This window comes from Ruania suaedae (assembly GCF_021049265.1).
Classification (GTDB): domain Bacteria; phylum Actinomycetota; class Actinomycetes; order Actinomycetales; family Beutenbergiaceae; genus Ruania; species Ruania suaedae.
The window spans coordinates 2,714,388-2,729,719 of sequence record NZ_CP088018.1; the positions used below are offsets into that span (position 1 = coordinate 2,714,388).

The 15,332-nt window shown below is 69.6% G+C and carries 16 protein-coding genes; 3 read left to right on the forward strand and 13 right to left on the reverse strand.

Translation table 11 applies throughout. The features are described from left to right. Positions 1-58 precede the first annotated feature (58 nt). The gene (locus tag LQF12_RS12430) at positions 59-415 is read left to right on the forward strand and encodes a biopolymer transporter Tol (protein ID WP_231053243.1); all 357 of its coding nucleotides are present in this window, start codon (positions 59-61) and stop codon (positions 413-415) included. Here LQF12_RS12430 and LQF12_RS12435 read toward each other — a convergent pair. The 5 genes from LQF12_RS12435 to LQF12_RS12455 all read right to left on the reverse strand — a co-directional run bounded on the left by LQF12_RS12435 (position 369) and on the right by LQF12_RS12455 (position 5,161). Beyond that, positions 369-1,361, reverse strand: coding sequence for a sigma-70 family RNA polymerase sigma factor (locus LQF12_RS12435; RefSeq protein WP_290370695.1), 993 nt, complete (start codon positions 1,359-1,361; stop codon positions 369-371). The genes LQF12_RS12430 and LQF12_RS12435 overlap by 47 nt on opposite strands. Beyond that, positions 1,358-2,788, reverse strand: a complete 1,431-nt coding sequence (locus LQF12_RS12440) for an MFS transporter (protein ID WP_231053245.1) — start codon at positions 2,786-2,788, stop codon at positions 1,358-1,360. The genes LQF12_RS12435 and LQF12_RS12440 overlap by 4 nt, the downstream gene beginning before the upstream one ends. 181 nt (positions 2,789-2,969) lie before the next feature. Beyond that, entirely contained in the window at positions 2,970-3,821 is an 852-nt protein-coding gene (locus LQF12_RS12445; RefSeq protein WP_231053246.1) for a M23 family metallopeptidase, read from the reverse strand. Between the two features lie 5 nt (positions 3,822-3,826). Next, positions 3,827-4,348 carry an ArsR/SmtB family transcription factor gene (locus LQF12_RS12450; protein WP_231053247.1) on the reverse strand — a complete coding sequence of 174 codons (522 nt, stop codon included), beginning with the start codon at positions 4,346-4,348 and terminating at the stop codon, positions 3,827-3,829. Positions 4,349-4,405: 57 nt separating this feature from the next. Continuing rightward, positions 4,406-5,161, reverse strand: a complete 756-nt coding sequence (locus LQF12_RS12455) for a CPBP family intramembrane glutamic endopeptidase (RefSeq protein WP_231053248.1) — start codon at positions 5,159-5,161, stop codon at positions 4,406-4,408. A gap of 25 nt (positions 5,162-5,186) precedes the next feature. On the opposite strand from LQF12_RS12455, the gene LQF12_RS12460 reads away from it, so the two are divergent. Further along, on the forward strand, positions 5,187-5,804 hold the full coding sequence (locus LQF12_RS12460; RefSeq protein ID WP_231053249.1) for a TetR/AcrR family transcriptional regulator: 618 nt from the start codon (positions 5,187-5,189) through the stop codon (positions 5,802-5,804). 350 nt (positions 5,805-6,154) lie between these two features. On the opposite strand, the gene LQF12_RS12465 is transcribed toward LQF12_RS12460, so the two are convergent. From LQF12_RS12465 to LQF12_RS12490, 6 genes are all read right to left on the reverse strand, one after another. After that, positions 6,155-6,574 carry a type II toxin-antitoxin system VapC family toxin gene (locus LQF12_RS12465; RefSeq protein WP_231053250.1) on the reverse strand — a complete coding sequence of 140 codons (420 nt, stop codon included), beginning with the start codon at positions 6,572-6,574 and terminating at the stop codon, positions 6,155-6,157. Continuing rightward, on the reverse strand, positions 6,571-6,846 hold the full coding sequence (locus LQF12_RS12470) for a type II toxin-antitoxin system Phd/YefM family antitoxin (RefSeq protein ID WP_231055601.1): 276 nt from the start codon (positions 6,844-6,846) through the stop codon (positions 6,571-6,573). Before LQF12_RS12470 ends, LQF12_RS12465 begins: the two co-directional genes overlap by 4 nt. Before the next feature lie 27 nt (positions 6,847-6,873). Then, positions 6,874-7,953 carry a redox-regulated ATPase YchF gene (gene ychF, locus LQF12_RS12475; RefSeq protein ID WP_231053251.1) on the reverse strand — a complete coding sequence of 360 codons (1,080 nt, stop codon included), beginning with the start codon at positions 7,951-7,953 and terminating at the stop codon, positions 6,874-6,876. 31 nt (positions 7,954-7,984) lie between these two features. Next, complete coding sequence (locus tag LQF12_RS12480) at positions 7,985-9,571, reverse strand: hypothetical protein (RefSeq protein WP_231053252.1); 1,587 nt, start codon at positions 9,569-9,571, stop codon at positions 7,985-7,987. Further along, on the reverse strand, positions 9,541-10,410 hold the full coding sequence (locus LQF12_RS12485; RefSeq protein ID WP_231053253.1) for an ABC transporter ATP-binding protein: 870 nt from the start codon (positions 10,408-10,410) through the stop codon (positions 9,541-9,543). Before LQF12_RS12485 ends, LQF12_RS12480 begins: the two co-directional genes overlap by 31 nt. Positions 10,411-10,480: 70 nt before the next feature. Next, on the reverse strand, positions 10,481-11,080 hold the full coding sequence (locus LQF12_RS12490; protein WP_354004673.1) for a hypothetical protein: 600 nt from the start codon (positions 11,078-11,080) through the stop codon (positions 10,481-10,483). Between the two features lie 218 nt (positions 11,081-11,298). Between LQF12_RS12490 and LQF12_RS12495 the strand changes: the two genes are divergently transcribed. Continuing rightward, positions 11,299-12,903 carry a DNA recombination protein RmuC gene (locus tag LQF12_RS12495; RefSeq protein WP_231053255.1) on the forward strand — a complete coding sequence of 535 codons (1,605 nt, stop codon included), beginning with the start codon at positions 11,299-11,301 and terminating at the stop codon, positions 12,901-12,903. Between the two features lie 27 nt (positions 12,904-12,930). Here the strand turns inward: LQF12_RS12495 and LQF12_RS12500 are convergent, their stop codons facing one another. Beyond that, positions 12,931-13,947: a 4-hydroxy-3-methylbut-2-enyl diphosphate reductase gene (locus LQF12_RS12500; RefSeq protein WP_231053256.1), complete on the reverse strand. Its 1,017-nt coding sequence runs from the start codon at positions 13,945-13,947 to the stop codon at positions 12,931-12,933. Positions 13,948-14,025: 78 nt separating this feature from the next. Then, positions 14,026-15,267 carry a DUF418 domain-containing protein gene (locus LQF12_RS12505; RefSeq protein WP_231053257.1) on the reverse strand — a complete coding sequence of 414 codons (1,242 nt, stop codon included), beginning with the start codon at positions 15,265-15,267 and terminating at the stop codon, positions 14,026-14,028. Positions 15,268-15,332 lie beyond the last annotated feature (65 nt).

A 15,332-nucleotide genomic window follows, 5' to 3' on the forward strand; every position in this document is an offset into this window, starting at 1 on the left:
CCGGGCGGCAGCGCCCACGCCGGTGGTGCGGCGGCCGTGAGCATCGCAGGATGGAGCGATGGCTGAGAAGACGGTGGAGCGGAGTGAGGACGGGCGATGGATCGTCGTCGGGGGGCGGCGGTGGCGTGCCGAGGATCCGGCGTTGGACCCGGGGGTGGCCGGGCAGCTGCGCTCCCATCTCGGACGTGCACGGTCGGCGGTGCGCACAGCCACCGACGACGAGACTCGACGTTCAGCGCGTGACCGGGTCCAGCTCGCCAAGGAAGGGCTCGGTGAGCGCGGTACCGCCTGGTGGGAGCTGCCCGCGGCCGACCGGGCCCGGCGCGCGAGCGAGCGCCTCTCACGGCTCGACGAGCTCGCGCCGTCGATCAGCCCCGATCCGGAACCGCCGTCTCAGGCAGGCCGAACCGGCTGAACAGTCGCGCGTCGAAGAAGGCGACGACGTGGCTGATCCCCGTCGGGGCGAGGGTGAGCACCTGCAGATTGAACGCCCGGTGCACGCCGTCCTCATCGGGCATGTAGAGGCCGAAGGCCGGCTGACCATTGGCCGCAGTGGGCACGAGGAGATGGTCGCCGGGGCCCTCTGCAGGGCTTTGCGCATCGACCATCCGACCGATGACCTCGGCCCCGCGGAACCACGAGGGGAACGGTGGCATCTCGTAGACAGCGTCCTCGGTCAGCACGGCCACGAGCCCGGGGATGTCGTGGGCGTGCATGGCCGACACGAAGCGGTCCAGCAGGTCACGCTCCCTCCCCGGGCTCAGCTCCTGGACATCGGTCTCGGTGGGCCGGGCGTGAGCGATCTGGGACCGCGCACGCTGGAGCAGACTGTTGACCGCGGCCGGTGTCGTCTCGAGCATCGCGGCCACGTCGGCGGCGCTGAAAGCCAGGACATCGCGCAGCACGAGGACCGCGCGTTGGCGCGGCGCCAGGTGCTGCAGGGCGGCGATGAACGCCAACCTCACACTGTGGCGGCGGGTGACCGTGGCGAGCGGGTCCGCGGCGGCGCCGAGGTGGCCGCCGAGGAGGGTGTCCGGAATCGGCTCCATCCAGGGCAGCTCGGGCCACTCGGCCAGGTGCGCGGCCGGGTCCGCACAGGGGCCGCCCAACCCGGCCGGTAGGGCTCGGCGGCCGCGGTTCTCCAGTGCGCGCAGGCAGGAGTTGGTCGCGATCCGGTACAGCCAGGTCCTGATCGAGGAGCGGCCTTCGAAGGTGCCGTATCCGCGCCAGGCGCGCAGGAATGTCTCCTGGACGGCGTCCTCGGCGTCGTGGATCGATGCCAGCATCCGATAGCAGTGAGCCAGCAGCTCTGGACGGTACGGCCTGATCCGACCGTTGAAGTCGTCAACCCCCAGCGTCATGACAGCGTCACACTCCTCGAGGTCGCCGCACGGGAGGTGCGGAGCAGGACGGCGGCGCACAGCGCCCCTACGGCAGCCAGCGCGGCGAGGACGACGAGGGCGGCTGCGAGCCCTCCGGTCAGCTCCGACGCCGACGGCGCCCCCGTGCTCGCGCGCGTCGCGACGCCGATCACGATGGCCGAGGCAAGCCCTGCCCCCATCGTGGTCCCCACCGCGAAGCCGGTCTCCGCGAGCCCTGCCGCCACGCCCGAATCGTGCTCGGCCACACCCGTCAGTGCCGCGATCTGGCCGGCGACGAACGCGGCCCCCATGCCCGCACCGAACACGACCAGCCCCGCGAGTAGATCCTCGACGAGGGTGCCGTCGACGGACAGCCGACTCAGCAACAGGCAGGCGGTCATCAACAGGATCATTCCCCACGAGGCGACGAGTCGGAACCCTGTCCGCGTGACCAGATGCTGTCCGGCGACCACCCCGAGGACCGAGGTGACGGTCATGATCGCCATCGCCAGGCCGAAGTGCAGTGCCGAGAAGCCCAGCACCTGCTGGGCGTACAGCGTCACCACGATCAGCAGCCCGTCGACCGCAATGCCGGCGATGACGATGACCAGGTTGCCTCCGACGAGGGTGCGCGAGCTGAAGATCCGCATGGGCACCAACGGTGCCGAACTGCGTAGTTCGATGACGACGAACAGTGCTGCGGCCACCGACGCCCCGGCGCAGAGCATCAGCGCGAAAGGGCTGATCCCGTGCGCTGTGATGTGGAACAGGGCCAGGAGGGCCAGCACCAGGGCGGCGGTTGCCGCGAGCGCTCCCGGCACGTCGAGCCGCTGTGTGCTGCGCGTGCTCTCAGGCAGCAGGACCGGGCACAGCGCCACCACGATCAGGCACACGGGGACGTTGCTGAAGAAGATCCAGGCCCAACCCGCCCAGTCGGTGAGCACACCTCCCAGCAGCAGCCCGACGGTAGCCCCGGCCCCTCCGAGGCCGCCCCAGATTCCCAGGGCCTTGTTGCGGTCCGGGCCGTCCGGAAAGACCTGCATCAGGACCGACATCCCTGCGGGCGTCATCACCGCCGCACCCACGCCTTGAGCCACCCGCGCGGCGATCAGCACCTCCGGCGACGGGGAGAAGCCGCATGCCAACGAGGCGGCAGCGAACACTCCCACGGCGATCGTGAACATGCGTCGGCGGCCCAGGTGGTCGGCCAACCGCCCGCCCAGGAGCAGCAGTCCACCGATCGCCACCCCGTAGGCGGTGATCACCCACTGAACCTCCGCGGGCGCAAACCCCAGGTCGATCGCGATGACGGGTAACGCCGCATACACGCTCGTGGAGTCCAGTACGCCCATGAACATCGCCATGCACACCACAGCCAGGACCCACCACCGACGCGGCGTCGCGGCAGATTGATACTCGGTCGTCATCGTCGTCCTTCTCCGGCCATCGCCGTAGCGGGCCATCCGTGCCGTCAGGTCTTCTCCTTGGGGTAGATACCTGGCGACGCGGATAGTCATCGCTCGGGACCGACGCAGCGGTGGTGAGAGGGAGCGTCGCGATCGGTGCACGCTGCGCGGATCGACCGATGGATCCGCGCGATGTCAGCCGTCACGCCGATGCGGTCATGTGCTGCTCGTTCTCAGGAAGGACGTCGGCGGGATCAGTGTCGCCGATGCGAACGTCGGAGAACACCATGGGGAGGCCCTGGGCGGTCAGCAGGTTCTGCGCGTCCATGAGCTGGGCGTGCACGTGCGGCTCGCTGCTGTTGCCGGAGTTTCCGCACCGACCGATGACCTGACCCGCTCGCACGCGCTCGCCCGGTCCCACCGTGAGCGAGCCTTGCTGGAGGTGCGCGACCAAGGCATGCACGCCGTCGTCGCCGCGGATCGTGACGTGGTTGCCGACGATCCACCCCGGCCCTCCGATCTCGCGCAGCATGCCCTCGAGCATCATGTAGACCAGCGTCAGGTAGTTCGACCGTGCCCGGTGATCGCGACGCCACCCGGATGCGACGACAACCTCGCCGTCGATCATCGCCCGCACGGGCTCGCCGAACGCGGGGTATGCCTGCGAAGCGCGGAACGCCTCGCCCCCGAACGCCGGGCGCGCACGGCCGTCATCCGGATCTGCGACGAGATCGATGGCGTACGCCTGCCCGTAACCGCGCACCCCGTGGCTCGGGACCTTCGATGCCGGACTGTTCACGGCAGCCCAGCGACCGACCACGGGCGCACGGACAGCACGCGCCTCGCGACCGGCCGCCTCGTGTCCCGGAGCCAGGAATGTGCCAAGGGCGGCCAGCACCAGGCCGATCGCAAATCCGGCGAGCGTGATCGCCCAGACCGTCACCTGCAAAGAACGCAGTTCCTCAGGAAGGGCCTGGCCGAACACCGCGAGCAGGAGCAGGATCAGCATCGAAGGAAACAGGATCAGCAGACGCCGGGAGTACAGCGCCTTCATGAGCCTCATCGCTGCGCCGCCATCACGACCGCGAGGACCGGAACGACGCGTGCCGCCGGCACCTCGTAGCTGCCGCGCCCGGACTGCCTGACCCAGCCCGCGCTCACGAGCTGACGGAGGTGGTGATGCAGCTGCCCCGTCGTGCCCAGCCCCTCGAGCGCGGCGAGTTCGGCGGTCGCGTGCGTTCCGTTCAGGATGTGACGGGTGAGTTCGAGGCGCACCGGATGCGCAAGCGCGCTCAGCGCTGAGGCCGAGTCCGACCAGTCGGTCTCGAGCAACCCTGCCGACGACGCGCCTTGCTGCCACTCCGCCGCGCCGTCGGGCAGGGCCACCGAGCCGACGAGCATGACGGCACCCGGAGCTCGACCCGGATCGGACGCGATGCGTTCTCGGAGTCCGGCCAGCGCCCAGAAGACGTCCGGATCAGTCGATGATGCCGGCGCGGGTGGGGACGTCCGCTCGAGGTCGGCCACACGCGCTTCGAGTGCCGCGAGCGCCGTCCGCAAATCTGAGATCTCATCAGCCACAGGCACGAAAGTACGCTAGCTCGTACTTACGCACAAGAGGTGAGTCGAGATGAGGCGTTACGGCGAGGGCGTCTGATTGAGAGCGAAGATCAGAATGGGGATGTCGAGCGCCACATGGATCACGAAGGCCCAGAAGAACCCCCTGGTCTCCTGCATGGACTTCGCCAGGACGAACCCCAGGAAGGCCGACATGGTCGCACCGACGACGCCGTTGGGTGCAATACCTCCGTAGTGGTAGGCGCCGAAGACCACGGAGCCCATGAGCAGCCCGTACGTCCGTGAGCTGGTGTCGTTCTCACCCATGGTGACGAATGGCAGTCGGAAGATCGTCTCCTCAGTGAAGGCGTTCATCGCCGCGAGTGGAAGCACCAGGGCGAGGTGGGCCCAGCGGAACGTGAACCCGCCGGGGAGGAACTGGAAGAACGTGACCGTCGCGACGATCGCGACCATCATGAGACCCAAGAACCAGCCGTCCGACTCCCATCGCCCTCCGCCAGGCTGCGCGAAGAATGGACGCATCGCACCGGTGCGGTGGAGGTTGAGGTAGCGGAGTCGGACCTTTCCCGCGAACACAAACGTCACGAGCAGGGCCAGCCCTACCACCGGCAAGGCACTGAGTTGGTAGTTCAGCATCCGGTTCGCGTACTCGCTCTCGAGTGGGCTGAAGCCGAACAAGGGCGCGTCGATAACCAGACCCAGCAGGCCCGCGATCACGACGATGACGACGGAGAAGACGCCGAGCTTCACGAACCGCTTCACCTGGTTGCCACCATCGCGCGCTTCCTCCGGCACGCTCACCCCGCTCGCGAACATCGCACGATCGTACTAATATTAGTACGTGAGTACAAGAGATGGTTCAGCGCCCGCACCACGCAGCACCCTCGGCGGACACGCACGACAGACACAGATCGAGCGCGCAGCCGCCGAAGTGCTGTCCGAGGTCGGCTACGCGGCGGCGTCTGTGGGTCGCATCGCGCAACGGGCGGGGGTCAGCAAAGGGGTCATCACCTATCACTTCGCCAGCAAGGACGAGATCTTGCGCCGGGTGGCTCTGACTCTGTTCGAGGACTGCGCCCGGCACATCGCGACCAGCGTGTCCGACGAGATGTCCCCCGTGGCACGTCTGCTCGCGCAACTCCGCGCCGAGCTGGAGTTCTTCTCCTCGAGGCGCATCGAGTTCCGCGCGATGGTCGAGGTCATGTCCAACCATCGCGAGCACGGCTTCATCCATGCGTTCGAGAACATCTCGACGCAAGAAGCCGCAACGCTCGCCGACCTGCTCCGCCAAGGCCAAGCCGAGGGGCAGTTCCGAGCCTTCGACGCCACCGAGATGGCCTACCTGATCGAGGCCGCCAAGAATGGGGCGCTCGACCGGTGGGCGTCCGACGAGACATTGGACCTCGCCCCCATGACTGCGACGATGCTCGACTTCATCGAGCACGCCGTGCGCGCCTGAACGTCCGCGTCTCGATCAGCGTTCGAGCGGGACGGGGAGCCGCCTCTTCGGGCGCGCAGCAAGACCGAGCGTACTGGCGAAGGAATCCGGATCCCTCTCGGCGTCATCGCAGTCGGAACCAGGCCTGGCAGTACGGCATCGACCCCTACGGCCTTCTACTGCCGCTGACCCGTGACGTCGGGACTCGCGACATCCGCGCCCAATGAGGAAGTCACTTTCTCGGCACGACGCTCCACGCATCGGTGACGACGACGTGGTCATCTTCGACGTAAGCCCGCGCTACCGCTTGGCCGATGCCGCGACCTGCACCCGTGACGATCACGACAGCACGCCGGTCGGCGGGCACAACGTCATGCTTCGTCAGGAGGCACCTCGCTTCCCGGTGCGATCACGTCGACTCCGGCAGACCTCGCCGCCTCACCGAGTCGGCGGTCATATGTGAGGATCGCTTCAACGTCGAGACGCATTGCCGCTTCAAGGTGCAACGCGTCCAGAGTACGCAGCTTTGGCATCGGCAGGAACCCCGCGGACCGATACGTGGCCCTGTCAAGTGCCGCGAGCGACACGCCATCGAGGATCGCACTGACCTTCGCCTGATCCCGCCCTTCCCTCACTGCCATGCGACGCAGCTCAGTCTCGAGCAGATCACTCGAGACGAGCCTGGAAGGCGTCTGGTCGAGCCAGTCCGCCAGCGCCCGGGTTTCGGGTTGTGCGACCAGGAGCGCTCCGAGTGCAGAGGTGTCCGCGTAGACGAGCGGAACGTCCGTCACGTCCGATCCTCGCGCAACTCATCGAGGATCCGGATCATCGGGCGGTCATCCTCGGACGGCTGCGGTGTCAGCGCCGCCCAGCCACCGACGCGCTTGGCTGGCCGGGCGATGGGCAACGTGGGTGCCGGGGCATCGAGAGGGATGATGCGGCCGACGGCGACTCCGCCGTTGGTCAGCACGAAAGAACGACCCTCGCCGACCGCGCGAAGCACGCGCCCGGACTCGTTCCGCAACTCGCGCTGAGACAGGCTCTCGACCTGCGGCTCACCCATGCTCACGCAGTGAGCGTAGCACCCGCGCTACACATTGAAGCGGAACTCCACGACATCGCCGTCGGCCATCACGTAGTCCTTGCCCTCGATCCGCACCCGGCCGCGGGACTTGGCCTCGGCCATGGTGCCGGCGGCGACCAGGTCGTCGAAGGAGACGACCTCGGCCTTGATGAATCCTCGCTCGAAGTCGGTGTGGATCACGCCGGCGGCCTGCGGAGCGGTCCACCCCTTCCCGATCGTCCAGGCGCGGGATTCCTTCGGGCCGGCGGTCAGATAGGTCTGCAGGCCGAGGGTGTCGAACCCGACCCGGGCGAGCTGCTCCAGCCCGGGCTCGTCCTGCCCGCTCTCGGCGAGCATCTCGGCAGCCTCGTCGGGCTCCAGCTCGACGAGCTCGGCCTCGAACTTCGCGTCGAGGAAGATCGCGCGTGCCGGGGCCACCAGCTCGCGCAGCTCGGCCTGCATGGCCTCGTCGGCGAGGCCGTCGTCGTCGGTGTTGAAGACGTAGATGAACGGCTTGGCGGTCATCAGCCCGAACTGCTTGATGATCCCGGCGTCCAGGCTGGCTCCGCCGGCGGAGATCGTGGTCCCGGCCTCCAGCAGCGCGATGGCGTCCTTGGCGGTGTCGAGCACGGCCTGCTCGGTCTTCTTGCCCCGCACCTCCTTCTCGAGCCGGGGCAGCGCCTTCTCCAGGGTCTGCAGATCGGCCAGGATCAGCTCGGTGTTGATCGTCTCGATGTCGTCCTTGGGCGAGATCTTGCCGTCCACGTGCACCACGTCGGGGTCGGCGAAGGCACGGGTGACCTGGCAGATCGCGTCCGCCTCGCGGATGTTGGCGAGGAACTGGTTGCCGAGCCCCTCCCCCTCGCTCGCCCCGCGCACGATGCCGGCGATGTCGACGAAGGAGACCGTCGCCGGGACGATCTTCTCGCTGGAGAAGAGCCCGGCGAGCGTCCCCAGGCGCTCGTCCGGCAGCGGCACCACACCCACGTTCGGCTCGATCGTCGCGAACGGGTAGTTCGCGGCGAGCACGGTCGCGCGGGTGAGCGCGTTGAACAGGGTGGACTTGCCGACGTTGGGCAGGCCAGCGATACCGATAGTGAGAGCCACGGGAAACCAGTCTACGGCCGCCCGGAGGTGCTCAGGCCTGCGCCATCACCTGCTGCATGATCTCCGGGGTCCGGCGGTCGAACCAGCGGCCGCCCACGCGCACGCCGAGCACGGCCACGGCAAGCCCTCCGGCGACGCCCACCACGAGCGCGACCCATCCGAATGCCGGGCTGATCGCCAGCGTCATTACCCCGAGCACGAGCACCGGCAGGGAGAGTGTGAACGAGGCCAGCATGCCGACCATCTGCGCCACCAAGGTGGCCATCGCCGCACCCTGCGGCTGCTTGAGCGGGCTCTCGCCCGGCTTCGGCACGGGGTAGATGAGCCGGGCCGAGGCCACACTGGAGACCCCGAGCGTCACCCCCAGCGCTCCGTAGCTCACCCCGAGCACCATCGGTGCGAGGTCCCACCGGCCGGTGACGACGAAGGTCGCGACGGCGAAGACGGTCACCACCAGCACACCTGGCACGCCGATCGCGAGTGCCCGTCCGGCCCGGTCCGCCCGGCCGGAGACGCCGGTGGCCACGTGCAGGGCGAAGGCGCTGCTGTCGTAGGCGATGTCGGCCGAGATGGCGTACCCGAGGATCCATGCGGTCAGGGGCGCGAGGATCAGCAGGATCTCCCCGAACCCGCCGCTGCCGCCCGCCACTGCCAGGATCACCGGCAACAGCGGCACGATCGCCAGCGAGGCCGAGTAGCGCGGATCGCGCAGCCAGTAGGTCAGCGCCCGTGCCGCCACCGCTCCGGTCGGGGTCGCGGGGAGCCGGCCCAGCCAGCCCATGCCCTTGCCCTTGCCCCCGGCGCCGGCAGTAGGAGGGGTCACCAGCGCCCGAGCGAGACCCCGGTCCCACACCAGCACCATCGCAAGCAGGCTGAGGAGGGCGATCGCCAGGCGCACGCCCGCCACGCCCCAGTGCCCCGCCTCGACCGCCGGGGCGATGCCCCACGGCGCACCGAAAGGCGTCCAGCCCACCACCGCAGCGACGTCGGTGACGAGCGAACGCACCTGATCGCCACTGGCGGCACCACCGGCGAGCCTGCTGGTGGACCAGCTGATGACCGGGCCGATCATGACGATCGGCACCAGCGCAGCGACGGCGAGCACCTCACGGGAGCGGCGGGAGTCCAGCAACGGGGCGAGCGCCGTCGTCAGGGCTCGTGCCCCGACCACGCACAGCGCGACGGCGAGCAGGCCACCGATGAGCGCGACGGGGATGAGCGCAGGCGTGCGCCACCAGGCGAAGGCGAGCCCGATGGCCACCAGCACGGTGGCGGCCGCGGGGATCGAGGTGAAGCCGGCGGCAGCGAGGCCGGCGATGAGCCGGCGCCTGGGTATGCCGAAGGACACGAATCGCTGGGGATCGAGCGTCGCGTCGGTGCCGAAGGCGAAGATCGGCACCACCCACCAGGCCACCACAGCGAGGGCGCCGGCGATCAGGACCACCTGCCCGGTGAGGTAGGGGTCCACTCCCCCGCCGGCGACGGCGCCGGTCACCGCCATCCCGATCACGAACAGCGCGTACAGGATCGCGAAGAGGTAGCCGATCGTCTGCCACACGCTCCGGCGGAACGTGTTCGCCAGCAGGGTCAGTCGGAGGCGGACGAAGTGCGCAACCACGCCAGTCCCTCCGTCTGCTGCCGACCGCCGACGAGTTCGACGAACCGGTCCTCCAGCGAACCCCCGGCGCGGACCTCGTCCACGGTGCCGGTGGCACGGATCTGCCCGTTGGCGATCACGGCGACGTGGCTGCACATCCGCTGCACCAGGTCCATCACGTGGGAGGAGACGATCACGGTGGCGCCCGAGTGCACGTAGTCGGCCAGGAGGTCGCGGATGTTCGCGGCCGAGACCGGGTCGACCGCCTCGAACGGCTCGTCCAGCACCAGCACGCGCGGGGCGTGGATGAGTGCGCAGCCGAGGGCGATCTTCTTGGTCATCCCGGCGGAGTAGTCCACCACGAAGGTGTCCTTGTCGGCGGTCAGGTCCATGGCGCGCAGCAGGTCGTCCGCGCGCTCGGCGACGGTCTCGCGGTCCATTCCGCGCAGCAGACCGGAGTAGGTGAGGAGCTGGACTCCGGTGAGGCGGTCGAACAGCCGCACGCCGTCGGGCAGCACACCGAGCTGGGCCTTGCCCCGGTCGGGATCGCTCCAGAAGTCCGCGCCGTTGATCGCCACGGTCCCGGCATCGGGCCGCAGCAGACCGGTGGCCATCGACAGCGTGGTGGTCTTCCCGGCCCCGTTCGGGCCGACGAAGCCGTAGAAGGAGCCGCGGGGCACGTCCAGATCGATCCCGGCCACGGCGTTCTTCTGGCCGAAGCGCTTCCAGAGCCCGCGGATCGACAGGGCTGCCGACGGGTCGGGTGGCGCGGAGGGTGAGCCGGGCGGGTCGGCGTCGGGCACCGGTACGGGTGCGACGCCACCACCCTGCGGTGGGTGCGATGCAGGAGTCTCGGACATGGCAACCAAGGTACGGGTAGGCGGCGACATCGTGATCCATCGCGAGGGGGAGATCTGCCCTCGCCGGGTGCTAGTCGTCGCCGTCGAAGAGTCCGCCGTCGAGAAGCCAGTGATAGCGCAGCCGCAGCGCCCGTTCGCTGCTCGCCACCAGCCCGGCCACCACCAGACCGACGTTGAGCACGGCCGGCAGCTGGATCGGCGAGACGAAGGACCCGATCCGCTCGGCCACGATCGGGATGTGCGAGACCTGCTCGATCACCTGCGGCACACCCAGGACCAGCGAGACCAGCAACACCGTGATGGAGACGGCTCCGATCGCCCGGCTCAGCGCCGGGCGCCTACGCTCGAGCCGGGCACGGCGGCCCTCCGCGGAGGCCGGGTCGGGAACCAGCTGCCGCTCCGGACCGTTGTCGGGCACGTAGTGGCACCTGCGCAGCCCGTACCCGCTGGTCACCACCTCGATCTCGCCGCCGGGCACGCGGAAGAGCGCGGGGAGCTTCGAGCCAGCCCGGTGGGAGCCGTCCCGGTACAGCTGCGCCAGGATCTCACCGTTGGAGTCACCCCACAGCCGTACGTCGACCGACCACCGGTGCGTCCGGCCGTCGTCCTCGGGCAGGTCGAGATGGAGCAGCGCCCGGGACAGCGGCTGCCACCACCGGTAGCGCTGCAACGGATGACCATCACCGGGTTTGACCCTGCGCGCCGCACGGCGACGCCTCCAGCCTGAGAACACGACGGCCACGGTAGCCAGCCGGGCCGCCGGTGCGGATCGGCCGGACGGATGAGACCTGGGGCCACCCCTCCACCTGAGGGTGGTGGCCGGCCCACTCGCCGGGGCAGCGGCGCGCCCGCGGCGGCGATGTCGGTGCCGCGTGGGAACGTGAGGTCATGGACTTCACGCAGCTGATTCTCGGACTGGTCGTCGGGCTCGTGCTCGGCACCGTCGTCGGTGCCGTGCTGATGCGTGCGGTACGCGGCTCGAGCGAGGGCGCCGCGCAGGCGCAGGGGACCGAGGAGATCGCCGACCTGACCCAGCGGCTGCGCTCGGCCGAGGAGGAGGCGGCGCAGGTGCCGGTGCTGACCGAGCGGCTCGCGGCCGCACGCGAGTCCCACGAGCGCGAGCTGCGTGCCGCCGAGCGCGCCGCCGATGAGCGTGCCGACCTCGAACGTGCCGGCTTCGAGCGGGCGCTGGAGTCCGAGCGCACCCGTGCTCGGGAGCGGGTGGAGGAACTGCGTGCGGACAGCAAGCGGATGGCGGACGAGTTCGAGGCGCTCTCGGCGAAGGTGCTCTCCCAGACGCAGGAGTCCTTCCTGAAGCAGGCCGAGGAACGCTTCGCACGCGCCCAGCAGGCCTCCGACGCCGAGCTCTCCAAGCGCGAGGAGGCCGTCAAGTCGCTGGTGGAGCCGCTCAGTCGCACGCTCACCGAGGTCAAGTCGGGGATGGACGAGGCCGAGAAGGCGCGGCTGCACGCGCACTCCACCCTGGCCGAGCAGGTCAAGCAGATGCGCTCGGATTCCGAGCACCTGCGCCAGGAGACGAACCAGCTGGTCACCGCGTTGCGGGCGCCGCAGGTGCGGGGCCGGTGGGGTGAGCTGCAGCTACGCCGGGTCGTCGAGGCGGCCGGGATGCTCGAGCATGTCGACTTCGTCGAGCAGCAGACCCTCACCACCGACGGCGGCGCCCTGCGGCCGGACCTGGTGGTCACCCTCCCCGGCGAGAAGCGCGTGATCGTGGACGCCAAGGTGGCGTTCAACGGGTACCTGGAGGCGATGGAGGCGCGCGAGGACTCGGTGCGCACCTCCCGGCTGCAGGCGCACGCCCGGCACGTGCGCGATCACGTGGACTCCCTCGGCGCCAAGGCCTACTGGGAGCACCTGGAGCACACACCCGAGTTCGTCGTCATGTTCATGCCGGCGGAGTCGTTCCTGCAGGCGGCACTCGAGCAGGACCCGACCATCATGGAGCGCGCATTCGAGAAGAACGTGGTGCTCGCCACCCCCGCCACCCTCGTGGCACTGCTGCGCACCGTGGCCTATACGTGGCGACAGGAGCTGCTCGCCCACGAGGCGCAGCAGGTCTTCCAGGTGGGGCGCGAGCTGCACAAGCGGCTGGGCACCATGGGCAAGCACCTGACCACGCTGGGCAAGCGCCTGAACTCCTCGGTCGAGGCGTTCAACGCCTTCAACCGCTCGCTCGACGCCAATGTGATCACCCAGGCGCGTCGGTTCAGCGCCCTGCAGGGCCTGGACCCTGCGATGGAGTCACACCCGCCGTTGGAGGTGCTGGCCACCACGGCCCAGAAGCCGGACGCCTACGAGGACGAGGCGGTGCGGGATGGGCGCAGCGCGACCGCGCCCCTGCCGCTCGAGGCGCTGACAGTGAGCACCGACCACGAGCTCGAGACGCTCGTCACTGACGCCCAGCGAGACGCGGCGAAGGCCGGCCGGAGCACCCGGGCTACAGGAACGGACCGGGCAGCCAACGACGACTGACGCACGAACTCGTGCGCTCAGCCCGGTTCAGCCGACCGAGACGTCCAGGGAGCGCCTCGACCCGCGAGCAGGTTGCCCGGCCGGGGCGCCGGCCTTCTTCAGGTCGGCGCGCAGCTCGCGCGGCAGCGAGAACATCAGGTCCTCGGTCGCGGTACGCACCTCGTCGATGTCGCCGAAGCCCCACTCCTCGAGCCTGCTGATCACGTCGCGCACGAGGATCTCCGGCACCGAGGCGCCCGAGCTCAGCCCGACACTGCGCGCACCCTCGAACCACGCCGGATCGAGATCCTCGGCCGTGTCCACCCGGTAGGAGGAGCGGGCGCCCGCCTCGAGCGCCACCTCCACCAGCCGCACCGAGTTGGAGGAGTTGGCCGACCCCACCACGATCATCACATCGGCGTCCGGCGCGATCTTCTTCACGGCGACCTGACGGTTCTGGGTGGCGTAGCAGATGTCGTCGCTGGGCGGGTCCTGCAGCGAGGGGAACTTCTCCCGCAGCCGGCGCACGGTCTCCATCGTCTCGTCCACCGACAGGGTGGTCTGGGACAGCCAGACGACGCGCTCGGGGTCACGCACGGTGACCTGGTCGACGGCGTCGGGCCCGTCCACGAGCTGGATGTGCTCGGGGGCCTCCCCCGCCGTCCCCTCGACCTCCTCGTGACCGTCGTGACCGATGAGCAGGATGTCGTAGTCACCCTTGGCGAAGCGCACCGCTTCCTTGTGCACCTTGGTCACCAACGGGCAGGTCGCGTCGATGGTGTCCAGGTTGCGCTCGGCCGCCTGGGCGTGGACCGCCGGGGAGACGCCGTGGGCGGAGAAGATCACGCGGGCGCCCTCGGGCACCTCATCGGTCTCCTCGACGAAGATCGCACCCCGCTTGGAGAGCGTCTCCACGACGAACTTGTTGTGCACGATCTCCTTGCGCACGTAGATCGGGGCGCCATAGTGGTCCAGCGCCTGCTCGACCGCTTCGACAGCCCGATCGACCCCCGCGCAGTAGCCGCGGGGGGCAGCGAGAAGGATGCGCTTAGCAGAAGTCGTCACACATCGAGTCTACGTGTCAGGTCCAGGTCCCGGTCGGCGCAGCCGTGTGGGATCAACCACCCGAAGCGCAGCCCGCCCCTACCCCGCGGACCGGTGGTCGCGCCCCCGGCGGTAGGCCAGCCGGCGCAGCAGACTCTCGGCCGGACCCCGCCAGCCGCGCCGTTCCCACAGGTACGCCAGTGCCGCGAGCGCCGCCCACCCTGCGATCGCCACGGCGGCCACACCCGCGCTGTTCAGCTCGGCCCCCAGTCCCAGACCCCAGGCGCTGAGCAGCGGAGCGAAGATCACCGACTGCCCGAGATAGCTCGACAGCGAACGCTTCCCGACCGCCCTGATCGCCACCAGCGGTGCGCTCGTGGACGCGGAGGCACGCAGCCGTTCGGCCAGGAGGGTGAGCAGCGCGACGTAGCCGAGCCCGCCGAAGAGGCCCGTCAGGGTCTGGGTCAGCATGAAGATCCACGACTGGTGCGCTCCCAGCTCGATGACACCGACGTGGGTGAGGGCGTTCGGGATCCCGCCCAGCACGCCGACGCTCACACCGATCGCGGCCGTACGCCGCAGGAGCCGCCCGTGCCGGCGGGGGTGCTCCAGGATCTGGCGGCGCGCAGCCCAGAAGGCCAGCAGCATCATCACCGGCACCACCAGACCGAAGATGCCCTGCCCGAGCGCGATCACCGGCCAGGTCGCCAACCGCAGCAGGACGGAGGTCAGGTAGTTCTCCTCCCCGCTCAGGGCCGCCGGGTCGGCGAACCCGGACTTCTCGAATGCGGGATCGGCCGGGATGTGGGGCAGCGAGAGCAGCCCCAGCGCCGTGACCAGCGCCAGCAGGCTCGTCAGCACGGCCGCCCAGATGAGCAGGGTCCGGTCCAGGCGCCGGAAGAAGATCGCCACGATGAGCAGGCCGACCAGACCATAGGCGCCGACGATGTCGCCGAACCACAGCAGCGCCGCGTGGACCGCACCGAAGACGACCATCCACCAGTGCCGTCGGCGCAGAATCGCTCGCGCGGCGGCGTCGGTGACGCCGGCCTCCACCTGCCGCCGGTACAGCTGCACGATGCCGTACCCGAACAGGAAGGCGAACAACGGGTAGATCCGGTAGTCGACGCCGACGATCAGCGCGAACTGCACGACGCGGTCGACCGTGGACCCTTCCGTCGGATGGGCCGACGTCATCGCCGAACCGTGACCGTAGAGGAGCCAAGGCGTGTTGGCCAGGGCGATGAGCAGCAGCATCAGGCCGCGCGCCAGGTCCGGTGCGAGGGCTCGCTCGGTTCCGGTCACAGGTCCGCGGGCCGCAGTGGCGATCGACTCGGTCATGCCTGCAGCGTGCCAACCGGGCGGCCGCGCGCACATCCGCCGTCAGGAGGATCTGCCGGCGAGAC

Excerpts from the sequence above, each read along its gene's own strand:
- LQF12_RS12495 (WP_231053255.1), top strand. The coding sequence starts at position 11,299 with ATGGACTTCACGCAGCTGATTCTCGGACTGGTCGTCGGGCTCGTGCTC.
- LQF12_RS12445 (WP_231053246.1), bottom strand. The coding sequence starts at position 3,821 with ATGAAGGCGCTGTACTCCCGGCGTCTGCTGATCCTGTTTCCTTCGATG.
- LQF12_RS12435 (WP_290370695.1), bottom strand. The coding sequence starts at position 1,361 with ATGACGCTGGGGGTTGACGACTTCAACGGTCGGATCAGGCCGTACCGT.
- LQF12_RS12470 (WP_231055601.1), bottom strand. The coding sequence starts at position 6,846 with ATGGGTGAGCCGCAGGTCGAGAGCCTGTCTCAGCGCGAGTTGCGGAAC.
- LQF12_RS12440 (WP_231053245.1), bottom strand. The coding sequence starts at position 2,788 with ATGACGACCGAGTATCAATCTGCCGCGACGCCGCGTCGGTGGTGGGTC.
- LQF12_RS12505 (WP_231053257.1), bottom strand. The coding sequence starts at position 15,267 with ATGACCGAGTCGATCGCCACTGCGGCCCGCGGACCTGTGACCGGAACC.
- LQF12_RS12485 (WP_231053253.1), bottom strand. The coding sequence starts at position 10,410 with ATGTCCGAGACTCCTGCATCGCACCCACCGCAGGGTGGTGGCGTCGCA.
- LQF12_RS12430 (WP_231053243.1), top strand. The coding sequence starts at position 59 with ATGGCTGAGAAGACGGTGGAGCGGAGTGAGGACGGGCGATGGATCGTC.
- LQF12_RS12455 (WP_231053248.1), bottom strand. The coding sequence starts at position 5,161 with ATGTTCGCGAGCGGGGTGAGCGTGCCGGAGGAAGCGCGCGATGGTGGC.